At 74.3% G+C, this 17,184-nt stretch carries 7 protein-coding genes; all 7 read left to right on the forward strand.

Features of this window, described 5'->3' with window-relative positions:
* Positions 1-1,087: 1,087 nt before the first annotated feature.
* The 7 genes from ACFYNS_RS06110 (at position 1,088) to ACFYNS_RS06140 (ending at position 17,073) form a co-directional block, all read left to right on the forward strand.
* Positions 1,088-2,386 carry an MFS transporter gene (locus ACFYNS_RS06110; protein WP_388601100.1) on the forward strand — a complete coding sequence of 433 codons (1,299 nt, stop codon included), beginning with the start codon at positions 1,088-1,090 and terminating at the stop codon, positions 2,384-2,386.
* Positions 2,322-6,143: an amino acid adenylation domain-containing protein gene (locus ACFYNS_RS06115; RefSeq protein WP_388601102.1), complete on the forward strand. Its 3,822-nt coding sequence runs from the start codon at positions 2,322-2,324 to the stop codon at positions 6,141-6,143. Before ACFYNS_RS06110 ends, ACFYNS_RS06115 begins: the two co-directional genes overlap by 65 nt.
* 99 nt (positions 6,144-6,242) lie before the next feature.
* Positions 6,243-11,327 (forward strand): amino acid adenylation domain-containing protein, encoded by a 5,085-nt coding sequence (locus ACFYNS_RS06120; RefSeq protein WP_388601104.1) that lies wholly within the window; start codon positions 6,243-6,245, stop codon positions 11,325-11,327.
* 1 nt (position 11,328) lies between these two features.
* Positions 11,329-12,060 carry an alpha/beta fold hydrolase gene (locus ACFYNS_RS06125; protein WP_360300163.1) on the forward strand — a complete coding sequence of 244 codons (732 nt, stop codon included), beginning with the start codon at positions 11,329-11,331 and terminating at the stop codon, positions 12,058-12,060.
* A 71-nt stretch (positions 12,061-12,131) separates the two neighbouring features.
* Positions 12,132-12,956, forward strand: a complete 825-nt coding sequence (locus ACFYNS_RS06130; RefSeq protein WP_360300168.1) for an SDR family oxidoreductase — start codon at positions 12,132-12,134, stop codon at positions 12,954-12,956.
* Between the two features lie 53 nt (positions 12,957-13,009).
* Complete coding sequence (locus ACFYNS_RS06135) at positions 13,010-15,838, forward strand: amino acid adenylation domain-containing protein (protein WP_388601106.1); 2,829 nt, start codon at positions 13,010-13,012, stop codon at positions 15,836-15,838.
* Positions 15,835-17,073, forward strand: coding sequence for an ATP-grasp domain-containing protein (locus ACFYNS_RS06140; protein WP_360299884.1), 1,239 nt, complete (start codon positions 15,835-15,837; stop codon positions 17,071-17,073). Before ACFYNS_RS06135 ends, ACFYNS_RS06140 begins: the two co-directional genes overlap by 4 nt.
* Positions 17,074-17,184 lie beyond the last annotated feature (111 nt).

Genomic DNA, 17,184 nt, shown 5'->3' on the forward strand with positions numbered 1-17,184 from the left:
CCGCACCGCCACTCCCCGCGGCTGCGGCCGGAGCGCCCACCGCCGGCCCCGCTGCCACGTCGTTCCCGCTGCCCCGCTGCCCCGCCTGCAGGCGCCGCACCTGCCGCATCCCGCGGTCGCGCCCCGGTGTGCTTGGCCTCCCCCTGCTGGAATCGAGGCGCCGCACCGGACCGTGCCGGAACATCCGCTTCGCGCCGGGACACCCCACGCCGTACGACGCGCTGTCCATCGCGCGCCGCACGAAGCCGCCGGGCGCCCGGCCCGGCCCGCCGGACCCGGTTCCGCGATCCGGCACCGCGGAGCGCGGCACTCCGCGGGCTCACCCCTCGACGGGGTTCGTGCTCGGCGGGCGTCAGCCGCTGCGTTCGCTTCGTGCTCGGACCGCCGTGCCGGCGCCACGTCGGCTCCGCGCGCCGACGCCCGGGCCGTGCCCTGGGAGACCGACGGGAGAAAGCCCGCTGCCGGCCAGGAGCGAGCCGGGTGGACGGCGACACCAGTGCCCAGGTCGCTCCCGGAACCGCCCATCCGACACGCGGGGGGCGATTTCGCGCCGTATGCGGCAGGCGGCGTCGGCCCGCCGCGTGCCCCGGCCGCCCCTCCCCCGGAGACGTCCGTACCGCGCGGCGCCGCGCCGCGCAGCCTGATCGCCTGCGCTCATCGCCACCCGCGCGGGCTGCGGGTCCCGGCGGTCGCACCCCCTGCCACTTCACAACGCGCCCTTTGATCACAAGCCTGGAAAGAGTCGTTTTTCCGCACAAGGCGCTTCTTGACCAGGTTCTGAGCGACCTGTTAGAACACTTGCCGTAATCGCGCATCGCCGTCGGCGGGGCGCCACAACGGGGGATCTTCACGGGGGAACTTGGGGGGTTCGAACCACGGGGAATTCCGGCCCCGGCAAGCCGGACACACCAGGAACGGCAACTGCTTCCTGTGACGCCGCAGAATCCTTGATCACCACCGCACGGCGCTCCGATGTGCGGCTCGATCCTGCCTGGCGCATTTCTTTCGCACACCCACCGGCCGACGTCGACGTGCACCGCACGCCTGCCCGGCTGTCACTTCTGCCCTTCTCGGCCTACTGAACGGTGTGGACGTGAAAGCTTATCTGAGCATTTTACGTATCGGGGACTACCGGCTGCTCTGGTCGGCCCTGGTGCTCAACCTCCTCGGTGACGGCGCGACCTACGCGGCCCTCGCCTGGATCACGCTCGAGAAGGCGGGCGCCGCCGGTCTGGGCGTGCTCGGCGTCTGCCTCACCCTTCCGGTGATCGTGGGCGGTGCCGTCGTCGGCCCCCTGCTCGACCGGTTCTCCCGGCGCAAGCTCTTCATCTACGACTCGGTCTTCCGGAGCGCGGTCGTCGCACTCGTTCCGGTGCTGGCCGTGACCGGCTCACTGCACGCCTGGCACCTGTACATGGTGGCCCTGGTCTACGGCCTACTGAAGATCATTCCGTTGGCCGGCACCCCCGCCGTCCTGCCGGAACTGGTCCCCGCGGACAAGCTCCAGGCGGCATCCGGGCTGGAGGCCACCGCCATGGGCGCCGCCAACGTGCTGGGCCCACCCATCGGCGCGGGGCTGATCGCCCTCTTCGGCGCCCCGAACGTGCTGCTGCTGGACGCCGCGACCTATCTGGTCTTCGCCCTGCTGATCAGCCGGATCAAGGCCCCGCTGGCCCGCCCCGAGTCGGCGTCCGAAGCGGGCGGCGGAATGCGGAAGCCGGGCTGGACCCCGGTGTTCCTGCTCATCGTGCGGGACCGTTTCCTGCTGGTGCTCACCCTCGCGTTCGGTGCCTTCAACGTCTCGGCCGGAGCGCTGGTGGTGGCGATCCCCTGGCTGACGAAGTACGAGTTCGCCAGCGGCCCCGGCGTACTCGGCCTGATGCTGGCCGTGATGGCGGCCGGTGAACTCATCGGCTCGCTGGTCTCCGGAGCCGTGGAGACCAGCGAGAAGCAGATGCTCCGCATCGGGGTGCTCCAACTGCTCTCCGGCGCCGTGCTGTTCCTGCTCATCCCCACCGCACTGCCGTGGATCCTGCTGGGCCTCGCGCTCAACGGCATCCTCTCCGCGCCGATGACCGTGCTCGGCGGAGTGGTCCGGATGACGCGGGTGCCCAACGAGATGCGGGGCCGCGCGATGACCCTGATGCGCACCGTCATGGCGGGTGCCCTCCCGGCCGGTTCGGCGCTCGGCGGAGTACTCCTGAGCGGCGGCCACTACACCGGCCTGATCTTCGTGGTCGCCGCGCTGGCCACCGCGCCCGGCCTGCTCACCGTGCTGCTCTTCCGCAACACCCCCTTCAGACTGGAGGTGACAGCAGCCGATGACCAGCACACGCAGCGGGACTCCGACCCCGACGACGCCGGAACCGTCCCCGCGGCTTCCTGACGCGCCACCCGCGACGGGCGGGGAAGCGGTACAGCTCGTCACCGATCTCCCCCGCACCCGGGAGGCGGCGCACGGCCCCTGGGCGGTCGTCCGGCTCACCGGAGCACACGGCTCCGGGCACAGCGGACCGGCCCTGGCCGCCTTCGCCGTCGTGCTGCACCGCTGGACCGGGCAGCGGCGGCTGCTGCTCGACACGGACCTGTCCGGGAGCGGCGCGGGCGCCCTCACCCTCGAGGTCGCTCCGCACCAGCCGGTCGGCGCCTGCGCCGCGGCGGCGGCCGAGGCGGCGGCAGGACCGCGGGACCGCTCCGGTGCGACGGCGGTCCGGTTCACGGACCGGCCCGTGTCCGACGAGGGGCTCCACGAACTCGCCCTCACCTTGGACGGGTCCGACCTGCTGCTCGGCTACCGCGCCTCGCTCTTCACGCGGGAGACCGCGGAGCGCTTCGGCCGGCACGTGCTACGTGTACTGCGCTGCCTGGTGCAGCAGCCGCACACGGCGGTACGGGAGGTGGCGCTGCTGGACGACGGCGAGCGGGAGACCGTGCTGCGCCGCTTCAACGACACGGCTCGGCCCTACCCCTCGCACTCCACGGTCCCCGCGCTGTTCCGGGAGCAGGCCCGGCGCGCCCCGCAGGCTCCGGCGGTGACCTGGCGGGACCGCACCCTCAGCTACGCGGAACTGGACTCGCGCACCGACCGGTTGGCCGACGCGCTGCGGGCGGCCGGGGCGCGCCCGGGCGACCGGGTCGGGCTGCACACCGGGCGCACACCGGAACTGCTGGTGGGGGCGCTCGGCATCCTGAAGGCGGGGTGCGCGTATCTGCCGCTGGACACCGGGTACCCGGCGGAGCGGACCGAGTGGCTGCTCGCGGACTCCGCCGTCCGGTTCCTGGTGGCCGCCGTGGACCGGCCCACCGCGTTCGCGTTCTCCGGGACGGTGCTCGACCCCTGGTGCCGTGCCGAGCGGCACCGGTTACCGGGCTCCGGCGAAGGGGCCGACGATTCCGGGGGGCCCAAAGGAGTCGGAGAACCCGGTGAGCCCGGAGATCTCGCGTACATCTGCTACACCTCCGGCACGACCGGACACCCCAAGGGTGTGGAGGTGACCCACCGCAACGTGGTGCGGCTGGTGCGCGGCGCGGACTACGTACGCTTCGGGCCGGAGATGAGCGTCATGCCGACCGGCTCCATCGCCTTCGACGCCAGCACGTTCGAGCTGTGGGGTCCGCTGCTGAACGGCGGGCGGGTGCACCTGGCCGACAGCGACACGCTCCTCGACGCCGGCCCGCTGGGCCGGGAGCTGGCCGTACGCGGCATCACCACACTGTGGCTGACCTCGCCGCTCTTCAACCAACTGGCCGAGCAGGACGCCACCGCCTTCCGTCCGCTGCGGGAACTCGTGGTCGGCGGGGACGCCCTCTCCGCGGCCCACGTGGCGAAGGTGATGACCGCCTGTCCCGAACTGTCGCTGGTCAACGGCTACGGCCCGACGGAGAACACCACGTTCTCCGTCACCCACCGGCTGGCCCGGGCCGACCTGGGACGGATCCCGATCGGCCGGCCCGTGGCCAACTCCACGGCGTACGTGCTGGACGAGGCCGGAGAGCCCTGCCCGGTGGGGGTGCCCGGTGAGCTGCACCTGGGCGGGGACGGGGTCGCGCGGGGCTACCGCGGGCGCCCCGGACTCACCGCGGAGCGCTTTGTCGAGGACCCCTTCGCGCCCTCCCCGGCCCCCGGCGGCAGCCGGCTCTACCGCAGCGGCGATCTGGCACGCTGGCGGTCCGACGGCGTCCTGGAGTTCCTCGGCCGTCGCGATCACCAGGTCAAGGTCCGGGGCTTCCGGGTGGAGCCCGCCGAGATCGAGAGCGTCATGCTCGGCCATCCGGACGTGGCGGAGGCGGTCGTGACGGCGGGCTCGCGACCGGGCCGGAGCGAGAAGCACCTGTGCGGCTACTACACCGGCCCGGCCGGTACCCCGCCACCCGCGCCGGAGGAGCTGCGGGCCCTGCTCGCGCGGACGCTGCCCGGCCACCTGGTCCCCGCCCACCTGGTGCCGCTGCCCGAACTGCCCCTCAACCGCAACGGCAAGGTCGAGCGCTCCCTCCTCCCCGACCCGGACGGCTCCCATCTGCTGGCCGGGACGGCCTTCGTACCGCCCGCCGACGACATCGAGCGCGTGCTGCTGGAGCTGGCCGAGGCGGCCCTGGGCCTCAGCGGTATCGGCACGGCGCACGACCTGCGGGAGCTGGGCGCCGACTCGCTCACCGCGACGCTGCTGGCGGCCGGTGCGCGGGAGCGGCTGGGCCGCGAGTGCCCGGTCAGCGCCGTACTGCGCTGCGGCACCCCGGCCCGGCTCGCGGCGCTGCTGCGCGCCTCCGCCGCGCACCGGACGGCGCTGATACCGCGCGCTCCGGCGCGGGCCACCTACCCGCTCGCCCCGCAGCAGCGGCAGCTCTACTTCGAGCAGGCCAAGGACGCGGGCGCGGTGCACTACAACGTGCCGGTCACGCTGGCGCTGCCGGCCGGCACCGATCCGCGGCGGCTCGTCGCGGCACTCCGGCGGCTCGCGCTGCGCCATGACGCGCTGCGCACCTGCTTCGTCGCCCAGGACGGCGAGATCAGGCAGCGCGTCGAAGCCGACCCCGAGGTGCCCGTCACCGTCCACGAGGGACCGCCGGGGCCGCCGGAGGACTTCGTGCGGCCCTTCGACCTGGGCCGGGCGCCGCTGTGGCGGGCCGGGATCCACCGGACCGCCGAGGCGGTGACACTCCGCCTCGATCTGCACCACATCGTGGTCGACGGCTTCTCCCTGGCACCGCTGTTCGCGGATCTGTCCGCGCTGTACGCGGGCGCGGAGCCGCCGCCCCCGCGCCTGGAGTACCGGGACTACGCGGAGTGGCTCGCCGGACCCGCCGGTGCGGCGCTGCGGACCGCGCAGCGGCCCTACTGGCAGCGGACGTTCGCCGCACCACCGGACCCCGCGGACCTGCCCACCGACGCGCCCCGGCCCGCCCTGCGGGCCCTGGACGGTGCGGTGGTCGCCTTCGACCTGGGCCGGGAGAGGACCAGCGAACTGCGTGCGCTGGCCCGCGGTCAGGGCGTGACGCTCTTCGCCGTGCTGGCGTCCGCGTACAGCGTCCTGCTGTCCCGGCTCAAGCGGACCGGCGACGTGACGGTCGGCACCCCGGTCTCCGGCCGCACGGCGCCCGGGCTGGAAGGGACCGTGGGCATGTGCGCCGGGACGGTGTGCCTGCGCACGGCGCCAGAACCCGACCGGTCCGGCGCCGATTTCCTGCGCAGCACGGCGCTGACCGCCGAGGAGGCGTTCGCCCACCAGGACTTCCCCTTCGAGGACCTGGTCGCCCTGGCGGCTCCGGTGCGGGACTACAGCCGGACGCCGGTCTTCGACGCGCTCATCGCGCTGCACAGCGCGCGCTACCTGTCGGTGGACTTCCAGGGCACCAGGGTGCCGCTCCGCCTGGAGCAGACCGGCCAGGCCGTCTTCGACCTGAACATGCAGATCTACGAGGGGACCGACACCCTCCGGGTCGCCTGGCAGTACGCCGCCCGGCTGCTGCGGCGGGACACCGTCGAGGAGTGGCGCGAGCATTTCGTCGCCCTGCTGGACGCCCTCGCCGCGGACCCGTCGGCTCCGCTCGGCTCGCTCGCCCCCGACCGGGCCCCGGGCCCGCTGCCCATGCCGCAACCCGCGCAGGGCCGTGGCCCCGATCCGGGCTTCGACTTCGACCTCTGAGGCGCCGTCCGGGCCCACCCGGCCGCCGCCCCTGTCCGCGCGCCACCCGCGCTCTCCGCTCTCCGAGTCGACTTCTCACCACAAGTGCAGGAGACATCCATGCCTCTGCTCGAATCCGACGCAGCACCCTCCGCACCGTCACCGCAGACCCCGCAGCTCACGTACTGGCGCTCCCGGCTGGCGTCGCTCGCGGAGACCTCCGGCTTTCCGGCCGATTTCCGCTCCCCCGCAGCGGAGGACCGCGCAGCCGGCGCGCACGGTCCCGGCGACGGGGTCCGGCGCGCAACCCGCACCCTGGACCTCGGCGGCCCGCTCACCGAACGGCTCGACCGGATCAGCCGGGGCCGCCCCGAGCAGCTCACCGTGCTGCTGACCTCGGTGCTCGCCGCACTGCTCGGCCGCAGCACCGGCCGCCCGGAGGTGGCCGTCGCACTGCCGAGGCAGGAGGGCTCCACGCGGTTCGCGGACGGCCCGCTGCTGGTGTGCACGGAGTCGGCCGGTCCGCTGCGGGAGCTGCTGGCCGGAGTCGGGGCAGCGGTGCGGGAGGCCGAACAGCACCAGGACTGCGACGTGGCCGCCCTGGCCGCCGCGGCGGGCCGCCCCGACGCCTTCGACACCGGCGTGGCGCTCGCGGATCACCACGCACCCGGATTCCGGGCGCCCGGGATCATGGTCACGGCCTTCCGGCAGGAGTCCGGTCTGGCGGTGGAGTTCGGCTATGACGCCGACCGGTTCGCCGAGGAGTCCGTGGACCGCCTCGGCGCCCACTACACACTGCTCCTGGACGGCGCCACCGCGGATCCTGACCGGCCGGTGGAGACGATCGACCTGTGGACGGCCGACGACGAGAAGGTCGTCGCCGCGGCCAACGCCACCGCGCGGGAGTTCGACGAAGAGGCCACACTGCACGGCCTGTTCACCCGGCAGGCCGTGCGCACACCGGACGCGCCCGCGCTGCTGAGCGCGGACGGAACGGTCACCTACGGAGAACTCGACGCCTGGTCCGGCCGGCTGGCGCACACCCTGCGGGAGCACGGCATCGGCCGCGGCTCGGTGGTGGCGCTGATCACCGAACGGTGCCCCGCGATGATGGCCGGCGTGCTCGCGGTGCTGAAGGCGGGCGCGGCCTACCTGCCGATCGACCCGTCCTATCCGCAGGCGCGCATCGACCATCTGCTCGCCGACAGCGCGGCCGGACTCGTGCTGCACCAGAGCCGGTTCGGCGCGCTGGCGGGCGGCACGCCGGCCCTGGACCTGGAGGACACCGCGTCGTACGCGTCCGCGGACGGTCCGCTCGGGGAGGGCGGTCGAGCCCGGGATGTCGCCTACGTCATCTACACCTCCGGTTCGACGGGCCGCCCCAAGGGGGTGCAGATCGAGCACCGCAGCGCCGTCAACCGGCTGCTGTGGATGCAGGACGCGTATCCGATCGGCGCGGACGACGTCGTCCTGCAGAAGACCTCCATCTCCTTCGACGTGTCGGTGTGGGAGCTGTTCTGGTGGTCGTTCACCGGCGCCGCGCTCGCCCTGCCCGCACCGGGCGCGGAGAAGGACCCGGCCGCGCTGCTCGCGGCCGTCGAGCGGCACGGGGTGACCACGATGCACTTCGTGCCCTCGATGCTCAGCATGTTCCTGGGCCATCTGGACCGGTTCGGCGGCGGAGGTGCCATCCGCACCCTCCGTCAGGTCTTCGCCAGCGGCGAGGCCCTCGCGCCGGACCGGGCGGCCCGGTTCGCCGAACTGGTGCCCGAAGCGCGACTCGTCAACCTCTACGGGCCCACCGAGGCGACCGTGGACGTCAGCCACCAGCCCGTCGAAGGGCTCACCGGCCGGGCCCGGCTGCCCATCGGACGGCCGGTGGACAACCTCCGGCTGTACGTGCTGGACGACCGGGGGCGGCAGGCTCCGGTCGGCATCCCGGGTGAACTGCACATCGCCGGGGTCGGGCTGGCGCGCGGCTACCTCGGCCGGCCCGAGCTGACGGCGGAGAAGTTCACCACCGGCGCCGCCACACGCGCCGCCACCGGCGAGGACCGGCTCTACCGCACCGGAGACCGGGCACGGCGGCTGCCCGACGGCAGCCTCGACTACCTGGGGCGGATGGACGAGCAGGTGAAGGTGCGCGGCTTCCGCGTCGAGCCCGGCGAGGTCGAGGAACACCTGCGCAGCCACCCCGCGGTGCGGGACGCGGCCGTCGTCGCCGTCGACGACGGCTGGCAGACCGCGCTGCGCGGCTTCGCCGTCCCCGCCACCGGAGCGGCCGCGGAGGCGACCGAGACCGGGCTCAAGGAGCATCTGGCCGCCGCCCTGCCCGCGTACATGGTGCCGGGCCGGATCCTCGTCCTGGACGCACTGCCGCTCACGCCCAACGGCAAGCTGGACCGGGCGGCGCTGCGCGACCCGGCCGCACTGCGCCGGAGGACACCGTCGCACACGGCCCCGCGCAACAGGACCGAGGAGGTGCTCGCGGGGATCTGGCGCGAGGTGCTGGGCCGGGAGCGGATCGGGGTGCACGACAACTTCTTCGCCCTCGGCGGCAACTCGATCCACTTCGTGCCGGTGCTGGCCAAGTCCCGCGAGGCGGGCCTGGACTTCACCTTCCAGCAGCTCTTCCGGCACCAGACGATCGCGCTGCTGGCGGCGTCGATGGCGGAGGGGTCCGGGACGGCACCGGCCGAGGAGGACGTCGCGGCCCGCGGCGCCTTCCAGCCGTTCGAGCTGGTCTCGGACGAGGACCGGGCGCTGCTTCCGGCGGACGCGGAGGACGCCTACCCGCTGTCGATGCTGCAGGCCGGGCTGATCTTCCAGACGGAGATCACCGGCGGCCTCGGCCAGTACCACGACGTGCTCAGCTACGGGGTCACCGGCGCGTTCGACGCCGCGGCGTTCACCGAGGCGGTGCGGCTGCTGACGCGCAGGCACCCGATCCTGCGCACCACCTACCACCTGACGGGGTACAGCGAGTTCCTGCAGGTGGTGCACCGCGAGGTGGCGCCGCCGCTGACGATCGAGGACCTGCGCCGGCTGGATCCGGCCGCGCAGGAGGAGTGGCACGAGCAGTGGCTGGCCCGGGAGAAGGCCCGCAGGTTCGACTGGGAGGCGGGCGGCCTGGTCACCCTGCACATCCAGGTGCTCGACGACGAGCGGTACCGGTACACGGTCAGCCAGCACAACTCGGCGCTGGACGGCTGGTCGATCTCCCTGCTGCACACCCAGTTGTTCGAGCTGTACCACCAGGTGCGGGAGGGCGCCGACACCTCCCGGCCCGCGGTCGACAACCACCTGCGCAACTTCGTCGGGCTGGAGACCGAGGCGCTGCGCTCCCCGCAGTCCGCGGCGTTCTGGCGCGGTGTGCTGGCGGATCCGCACCCCGCCGACGTTCCGCACCGGCCGGACGCGGTCGCCACCGACGACTTCCGCGTCGTCCTGCGGGACGTCCCACTGCCCGCCGGGCTGACCCGGCGCGTCGAGGCGGCGGCGGACGCGCTGTCGGTGCCCGTCAAGGACGTGCTGCTGGCGGCCCATATGAAGGTGCTCGGCCTGGTGTCCGGGCAGGAGACGGTGCTGACCGGCTACGAGCACAGCGGGCGTCCGGAGCTGCCGGACGCGGAGACCACGCTGGGCCTGCATCTGAACACCGTGCCGTTCCAGGTCCGGGTGGCGGGCGGCAGCTGGGGCGAGCTGGTGCGCCGCGTCTACCGCGCGGAACTGGAGCTGCTGCCGCACCGGCGCTACCCGATGGCCCAGATGAAGCAGGACCTGGCCACCCGGCGGCAGCTGTTCAGCACCACCTTCAACTTCACCCACTTCTACCTGCTGAAGAACCTGCGGCGGCTGCCGGAGTTCTCGCTGCTGGAGATGCGGGTGGACTCCGAGACGGAGTTCCCCTTCCGTACCGAGTTCTCCCGCGACTTCCACGACGACGAGCTGCGGCTGTGCCTGCACTACCACACGCACCTCTACGACGAGGCCCGCATCGACCGGATCGGCGCCCTCTTCGTGCGCGTCCTGGAGCTGATGGCGAGCGAGCCCGACGCGCCGCACGAGGCGCACCTGCCGGTGGCCGGGGACGCGGAGGCGGGCGAGGGTGCCCTGCGGGACAGCGGTACTCCGGCGGATGCGCGCCCGGCGCCGACCGCACCGCCCGGCACTGTGGCCTCGCCGGAGACCGTCGCGCGGGTCCGTGCGGCCTGGCAGCAGGTCCTCGACCTCCCGGCGGAGGAGATCGGCGAGGCGGACGACTTCTTCGCCCTGGGCGGCAACTCGCTCTCGGCGCTGCGCGTCGTGCTGGAGCTGGACGGACTGATCACGCTCTCCGACCTGACCCGGGTCCCCCGGCTCGGCGAACTGGCGGCGCTCGTCGACGGCGGCGCGCAGGGCCAGGAGACCGAGGAACTGCTGCAACTGCTCTCCTCGGGCGCCGCGGAGGCCAGGGCCGCGGTGCTGTGCGTGCCCTACCCGTGCGGGCACCCGGTGAACTTCAAGCCGCTGGCGGAGGCCGTGCAGCAGCGCGCCCCGCACCTCGCCGTCTACGGCCTGGAGCCGCCGGGCCACACACCGGGCGGTGCCGGCGGATTCACCGACGTGGCCGAGACGGTGGAGCGCACCGTCGCGGAGCTGGAGGGGAAGGGATCGCTGCCCGACCTGCCGCTGATCCTGTGGGGCCACTGCGGCGGCGCCGCGGTGACGGTCGAGCTGGCCCGGGTCCTGGAGGAGCGCGGCTTCGACCTGCGGCGGGTCTTCGTCGGCTCGAAGCTGCTGCCGTCCCCCGCCGACATGCGCGAGTCGATCGCGATGATCGAGAGCTGGAGCGACGAGGACATCATCACCTACATGGTCGAGGAGACCGGCTACTCGGAGATGGACGGCCTCGACCGGCGCTACACCGCATTCATGGGCGACCTGTTCCGGCACGACGTGTGCGGCGGCTACCGCTACTTCATCGGGCTGACCGAGCGGGACCCGGGATGGCGGATCGAGGCCCCCTTCACCGTGGTCGTCGCCGAGGACGACACGGGCCTGGCGCACGCCGCCCAGGAGTACCGCTGCTGGGAGCGGGTGGCGCGGGAGGTGGACTTCCACCGGCTCGGCTCCGGCGGCCACTACTTCGTCCGGGGCAACCCCGCCGGGACGGCGGAACTGATCGAGCGGGCCTGGGTGTCCGCGACCGAGAGGGAGGACTGAGATGCCGGTTCCCGTATCCGGACCGATCCCCGTGCTGTGCTTCCCGTTCGCGGGAGCGGGGGCGTCCGCCTTCCGCCGCTGCCAGGAATACGGCAGCGACACCGTCCGGATCTGCCCGGTGCAACTGCCCGGCCGCGAGGAGCGGTTCGGGGAGCCGCTGTACACCGACGTCGCCCAGGCGGCGGACGGGCTGCTGCCCGGGATCCTGGACCAGCTCGCCGGGGAACCCACCGTGGCGCTGTTCGGGCACAGTCTCGGGGCCGTGGTGGCCTACGAGACCGCCCACCGGATCGCGGCGCTGGGCCATCCCGCGGTGGTCAAGCTCTTCGTGAGCGGCTCCCCCGGGCCGTGGACGCGGCGCCGGATCCGCGCCACGGGGCTGTCCGACGCGCTGTTCCTGGAGCGGGTGCGGGAGTTCGCCGGATACACCCACCCGGCCCTCGAGCATCCGGAGCTGCGGGAGATGCTGCTGCCGCCGCTGCGTGCGGACGTCGAGATGCACGAGAACTACCTGGCCCCCTCCGAGAAGCCGCTGGCGGTCCCCATCGTCTCGATCCGCGGCGCGGAGGACGAACTGGTCTCCCGTGCGGAGGCGGTCGAGTGGGGGTCCGCCACCACGGCAGGCTGCCGGCAGGTCGAACTGCCGGGCGGACACATGTATCTGGTGGACGAGCCCGCCGCCCTGGTGCGGCTGCTCGACGCGGAGCTCGCCTCGCAGGGGGTGGCACGGTGAACGGGGTACTCGCCTCTCCCCCGCCCGCCCCGGCGGACGCCGCCGGCGCCGGGGGCCCGACCACCGGACAGCTGGCGGGCAAGACGGCGGTCATCACGGGGGCAGCGCGCGGCATCGGACGGGCGTGCGCGGTGGCCTACGCCCGCGCCGGGGCGGAGCTGCTCCTGACCGACATCGGCCACGACCTGGCGGGCGTGCCCTACCCCCTGGGCAACGCGGACCAGTTGGCGCACACCGCGCGGCTGTGCCAGGAGCTGTCCCCGACCGCCACCGTGGTCACCGCCGAGGCGGACGTACGCGACCTGGACGCCGTGCGCGAGGTGGTGGACGGGGCACTGGACCGGTTCGGGCGGATCGACATCCTGCTCAACAACGCCGGTATCGCAGCCCCCTCGGGCAAGACGGTGCAGGACATCACACCCTCCGAGTGGGAGCTGATGCTGGACGTCGACGTCTCGGGTGCCTGGCGGATGATCCGCGCCGCGGGCTCCGCGATGGCCGCACAGCGTGCGGGAAGCATCATCAACGTCTCCTCGACGGCCGGGCTGGTGGGCTACCGGCACTTCGCCGGGTACGTCACCGCGAAGCACGCGCTGATCGGGCTGACCAAGTCCGCGGCGCTGGACTTCGCCCCGTTCGCGGTCCGGGTGAACGCGCTGTGCCCCGGCTCGGTGCGGGACGACGGCGCCGCGGAGGGCCGGATGCTCAGCGAGATCGCCCGCTCGCTGGAGGTGCCGGTGGCCGAGCACGAGGAGACCTTCGTGGCCGCGCAGCCGATGAACCGCCTGATCGAGCCCGAGGACGTGGCGGGGGCCGCGCTGTGGCTCGGCTCCGACGGCTCCCGGCAGGTGACGGGTTCCACCGTCACCGTCGACGGCGGGTTCACCAGCCGATGAGCGGCGGCACAGGTCACATCGGGCAGCACAGCGACAGCGGGGAGAGAGGGACGATGGACGACACCGGCCGGCTGTGCCAGGCGCTCGCCGTACGCCTGCACGCGGAAGCCGGCACCGGGCCGATGGAGCGGGCGCTCGCCCGCGCGGCGGACGGGGTACGGCTGTGGGTGCAGGACGTGCCAGGGGGCGCGGACGCGGACATCGCGGCGGCACGGCGGGAGCGGGAGCTCTCCCGGCCCGCCGACCCGCGCACCGGACCGGGGCTGCGGGCGGTGCTGCTGCGGTACGCGGACGGGGCGGCGGACCTGGTCGTGGTCGCCCACCGGGCGGTGCTGGCCGACCCCTGCGACCTGGCCCGGGCCCTGCTGGGCGAGACGGTGGACCCGGCGGTCCGGGCCGGCGACGCGGCAGCCGAACGGGAGGCGCGTCTGCGGTCGGCGCTGCGGGACCTCGACCGCCGCCCGGCACCGGAGTGGGGCCTGGGCGAGGCCGGGGCTCCGACCGTGGGGCACCGCGGCTTCACCGTCCCGGCCCGCGGCCGGGCGGCTGACCCGGTCTCGCTGCGGGCGGCGCTCGGGCTGGTCCTCGCGCGCTGCACCGGGGCCTCCGAGGTGGAGTTGGGGGTGGACGCGGAGCAGCGGGTGGCCTTCTCCGCGGCACCGGGCCGGACCGTGGCGGAGTATCTGGCGGAGGTCGGCCGGGCGGTCCCCGCGCCGGGCCCCGCACCCGCCGTGGGGCTGACGGTCCTGCCGCCCGCCGAGGTGCTCGGCGGGGAGGGGGTGAAGGCGGAACCGCTCGACGTGCGGCCGTTCCTCGCCCCCGTGCATCCGCTCTCGCTGTGGGTCGCCGACGACGGCTCAACCGCGCTGCGGGCCGGGTGCGCCTACCGGCGCGACGTGTTCGGCGACGCGGCTGCGGAGTGGCTGACCGGCATGCTGGCGACCGCGCACCGGACGCTGACCGCGGCGGCCCCGGAGGCCCTGGTGGGCGAAGTGCCCCTGTTCGAGGAGGAGCACCGCCAGGCGCTGGCCCGGCTGGGCGGGCTGGGCCGGGCACCGCGGGTACCGGACGAGCGGATCGAGGAGGCCGTGGGGCGCCGGGCCGCGAGGGCACCCGACGCGCCGGCTCTCGTCTGCGAGGGGGAGACCCTCAGCTACCGGCAGCTCGACCGGCGCGCTGACCGGTTCGCCGAGGGGCTGCGCCGCCTCGGGGTGGTGCCCGGCGACCGGGTGGGCGTCTGCCTGGAGCGCTCCACGGATCTGGTGGTGGTGCTGCTGGCGGTGCTGAAGGCGGGCGCCGCGTACGTGCCGATGGATCCGGCGTATCCGGCGGAGCGGCTCGCGTTCACCGCCGAGGACTCCGCTGTACCCCTCGTCGTGACGGAGTCGGAGAGCTTTCCGCAGCCGGAGGGGGTGCGTCTCCTCCGGCCGGCCGCGCTGGAGGAAGCGGCCCGCGGCGGCAGCGGACGGCCGAACCCGGTGCAGGACGCCGGTGTACCGCGAGCGCTCTCCCCCGACGACGCGGCCTACGTCATCTACACGTCCGGCTCGACGGGGCGTCCCAAAGGTGTCGTGGTGCCGCACCGCAACGTGGCCGCGCTGCTCGCGGCCACCGAGGGGGACTTCGGGCTGGGCGGGGACGAGGTGTGGACCCTCTTCCACTCCAGTGCGTTCGACTTCTCGGTCTGGGAGATCTGGGGCTGTCTGACGACGGGCGGCAAGCTGGTGGTGGTGCCGTACTGGGCGGCGCGCGAACCGGCCCGGTTCGCCGCGCTGCTGGCGGACGAACGGGTGACGGTGCTCAGTCAGACGCCGAGCGCGTTCGCCCAGTTGAGCCAGGCCGACCGGGAGAGCCGGGTCAGCGACTCGGTGCGGCTGGTCGTCCTGGGTGGTGAGCCGCTGGACACCCGGCCGCTGCGGTCCTGGCTGGACCGGCATCCGGAGCGGGAGTGCCGCCTGGTCAACATGTTCGGCATCACGGAGACCACCGTGCACGTGACGGCGCAGACCGTCACCCGCGGTGCGGCACTGGCGGGTTCCCGCTCGGTGGGGCGGCCGCTGCCCGGCTGGCATGTGTACGTCCTCGACCCCGAGGGCCGGGAGCTGCCGCCCGGGGTGCCCGGCGAGATCCATGTCGGCGGGGCCGGTGTGGCCGGCCGCTACCTCAACCGCCCGGAGCTGACCGCGCAGCGCTTCCTGCCCGATCCGCACGCGCCGGGCCCGATGTACCGCAGCGGGGACCGGGGGCGACTGCTGCCGGACGGCAGGCTGGAGCACCTGGGGCGGCTGGACAACCAGGTGAAGCTGCGGGGATTCCGTATCGAACTGGACGAGATCCGCGCACGGCTGCTGGACGCGCCGGCGGTGACGGCGGCGGCTGTGGTGCTGCGCCCGGGTGCGGACGGCGACCCGGCCGGGGCCCGGCTGGACGCCTACGTCGTGCTGCGCCCGGACGGGGCGGCGGGCGAGCGGGGCGGCGACGGCGAGGAGGTGCGGCAGCACACCGCCCGCTTCCTGCCCGCGCACATGGTGCCCGCCACCGTCACCGCGCTGCCCGCGCTGCCGCTGACCCCCAACGGGAAGGTGGACACGGCGCGGCTGCCGCTGCCGCTGACCGGTGCGGTCGCCGCCGAGGAGGAGGACGGACCGGCCGGGGACGACGTCGAGTCGCGGCTGCGCGTGGCGTGGGAGCGGGTGTTCGGCTTCCGCGTCGGGCTGGACGACGACTTCTTCGCCCTCGGCGGCAACTCGCTGCTCGGGGTGCGGCTGCTGGCGGCCCTGAAGGCCGCGGGACTCCCCGGCTTCCCGCTGCCGCAGCTCTATCTGCACCGCACCGTGCGCCGGCTCGCCCCGGTGCTGGCCGCCGAGGGGGTGCCCGCATGACGCTGCTGCTGATCGGTGCCGGGTCGCAGGTGTACCGCGAGTATCTGCTGGCTTCGGTCGCCGCCGTCCACGACGTCCATCTCCTGGCGGAGCGGGCCCCCGCCTGGGAGTCGGCCCATCTGGCCGGGCACACGGTGCTGGACACCACGGACGTGGCCGCGATGGCGGCGGTCGCGCGGCAGTTCGCGGTCGAGGGGGTGCTCACGTGGGACGACACCAGAGTGGTGCAGACCGCTGAGCTCGCCGCGCGCCTGGGGCTGCCGGGCAGTACGGCGGAGGCGGCTCTGACCTGCCGCGACAAACGGGCGACCCGGATAGCGCTGGACGCGGCGGGGGTGCCGCAGGCCCGTTCGGTGCCGGTGGCCTCGCTGCCGCAGGCGCGGGCCGCCGCGGCCCGGATCGGCTATCCGGTGGTACTCAAACCGCGGGCGCTCAACGCCAGTGCCGGCGTGGTGCTGGTGGCTTCGGCCGACCGGCTGCCGGCCGGGTTCCGGCTGGCCAGGGGAGCCACGGCGCCCGGCGCCGTGGAGGTGGCCCCGGGGGACGTGCTGGTCGAGGAGTATCTGGACGGTCCGGAGATCAGCGTGGACGCGGCCTGGGCCCGGGGCCGGATGACGCCCGGATTCGTGGCCCGCAAGGAGTGCGGGTTCGCGCCCTCCTTCGAGGAGGTCGGTCATCTGGTCGACGGCCGCGACCCGCTGCAGGACGACGCGGACGTGCTGGAGGTGGTGGAACGGGCGCACGCCGCTGTCGGGTTCGGCACCGGGTGGACCCACACCGAGCTGCGACTGACCGCCGAGGGCCCGAAGGTGGTCGAGATCAACGCCCGGATCGGCGGTGACCGCATCCCCGACCTCGGGCGGCTGGCGCTGGGCACCGACGCGGCGCTGGCGGCGGCTCAGCTGGCCTGCGGCGCGGAGCCGCCCGACCTCCGCCCCGGCCCCCGGCGGGTGGCGGGAGTCCGGTTCCGCTACCCCGAGGCGGACTGCCTGGCCCGCGCGGTGCGGGTGGACACGGCGGCGCTGCCGCCGGAGGTGACCGAGGCACTCGCGATCGCCCTGCCGGGGCAGGAGCTGCGGCTGCCGCCGCACGGCGCGGTCGCGGGCCGGTACGGTCTGGTCACCGCCGTCGCGGAGACGGCTCAGGAGTGCTGTGCCGCGCTGGAGAAGGGTGCCGAGGCGGTGCGGCTGGAGGTGCTCCGCCCGCTGGGGCCACCGCGCGGGGGACGCGGATAGCGGACCACCACCGCTGCCGGCCGGGGTCCGCAGATGCCTGTGGCTCCGGACCGGCAGCGCGGGCGCCCGTCCGTCGTGGGCGGGGCCGGGCGGGTCCGACGCCCGTCCGGC

The sequence above is a fragment of the Streptomyces sp. NPDC006925 genome (assembly GCF_042869575.1).
Lineage (GTDB): Bacteria > Actinomycetota > Actinomycetes > Streptomycetales > Streptomycetaceae > Streptomyces.

What these genes read in the sequence shown, in the direction of transcription:
- ACFYNS_RS06125 (WP_360300163.1), top strand. Translation starts at nt 11,329, where the DNA reads ATGCCGGTTCCCGTATCCGGACCGATCCCCGTGCTGTGCTTCCCGTTC.
- ACFYNS_RS06140 (WP_360299884.1), top strand. Translation starts at nt 15,835, where the DNA reads ATGACGCTGCTGCTGATCGGTGCCGGGTCGCAGGTGTACCGCGAGTAT.
- ACFYNS_RS06115 (WP_388601102.1), top strand. Translation starts at nt 2,322, where the DNA reads ATGACCAGCACACGCAGCGGGACTCCGACCCCGACGACGCCGGAACCG.
- ACFYNS_RS06120 (WP_388601104.1), top strand. Translation starts at nt 6,243, where the DNA reads ATGCCTCTGCTCGAATCCGACGCAGCACCCTCCGCACCGTCACCGCAG.
- ACFYNS_RS06135 (WP_388601106.1), top strand. Translation starts at nt 13,010, where the DNA reads ATGGACGACACCGGCCGGCTGTGCCAGGCGCTCGCCGTACGCCTGCAC.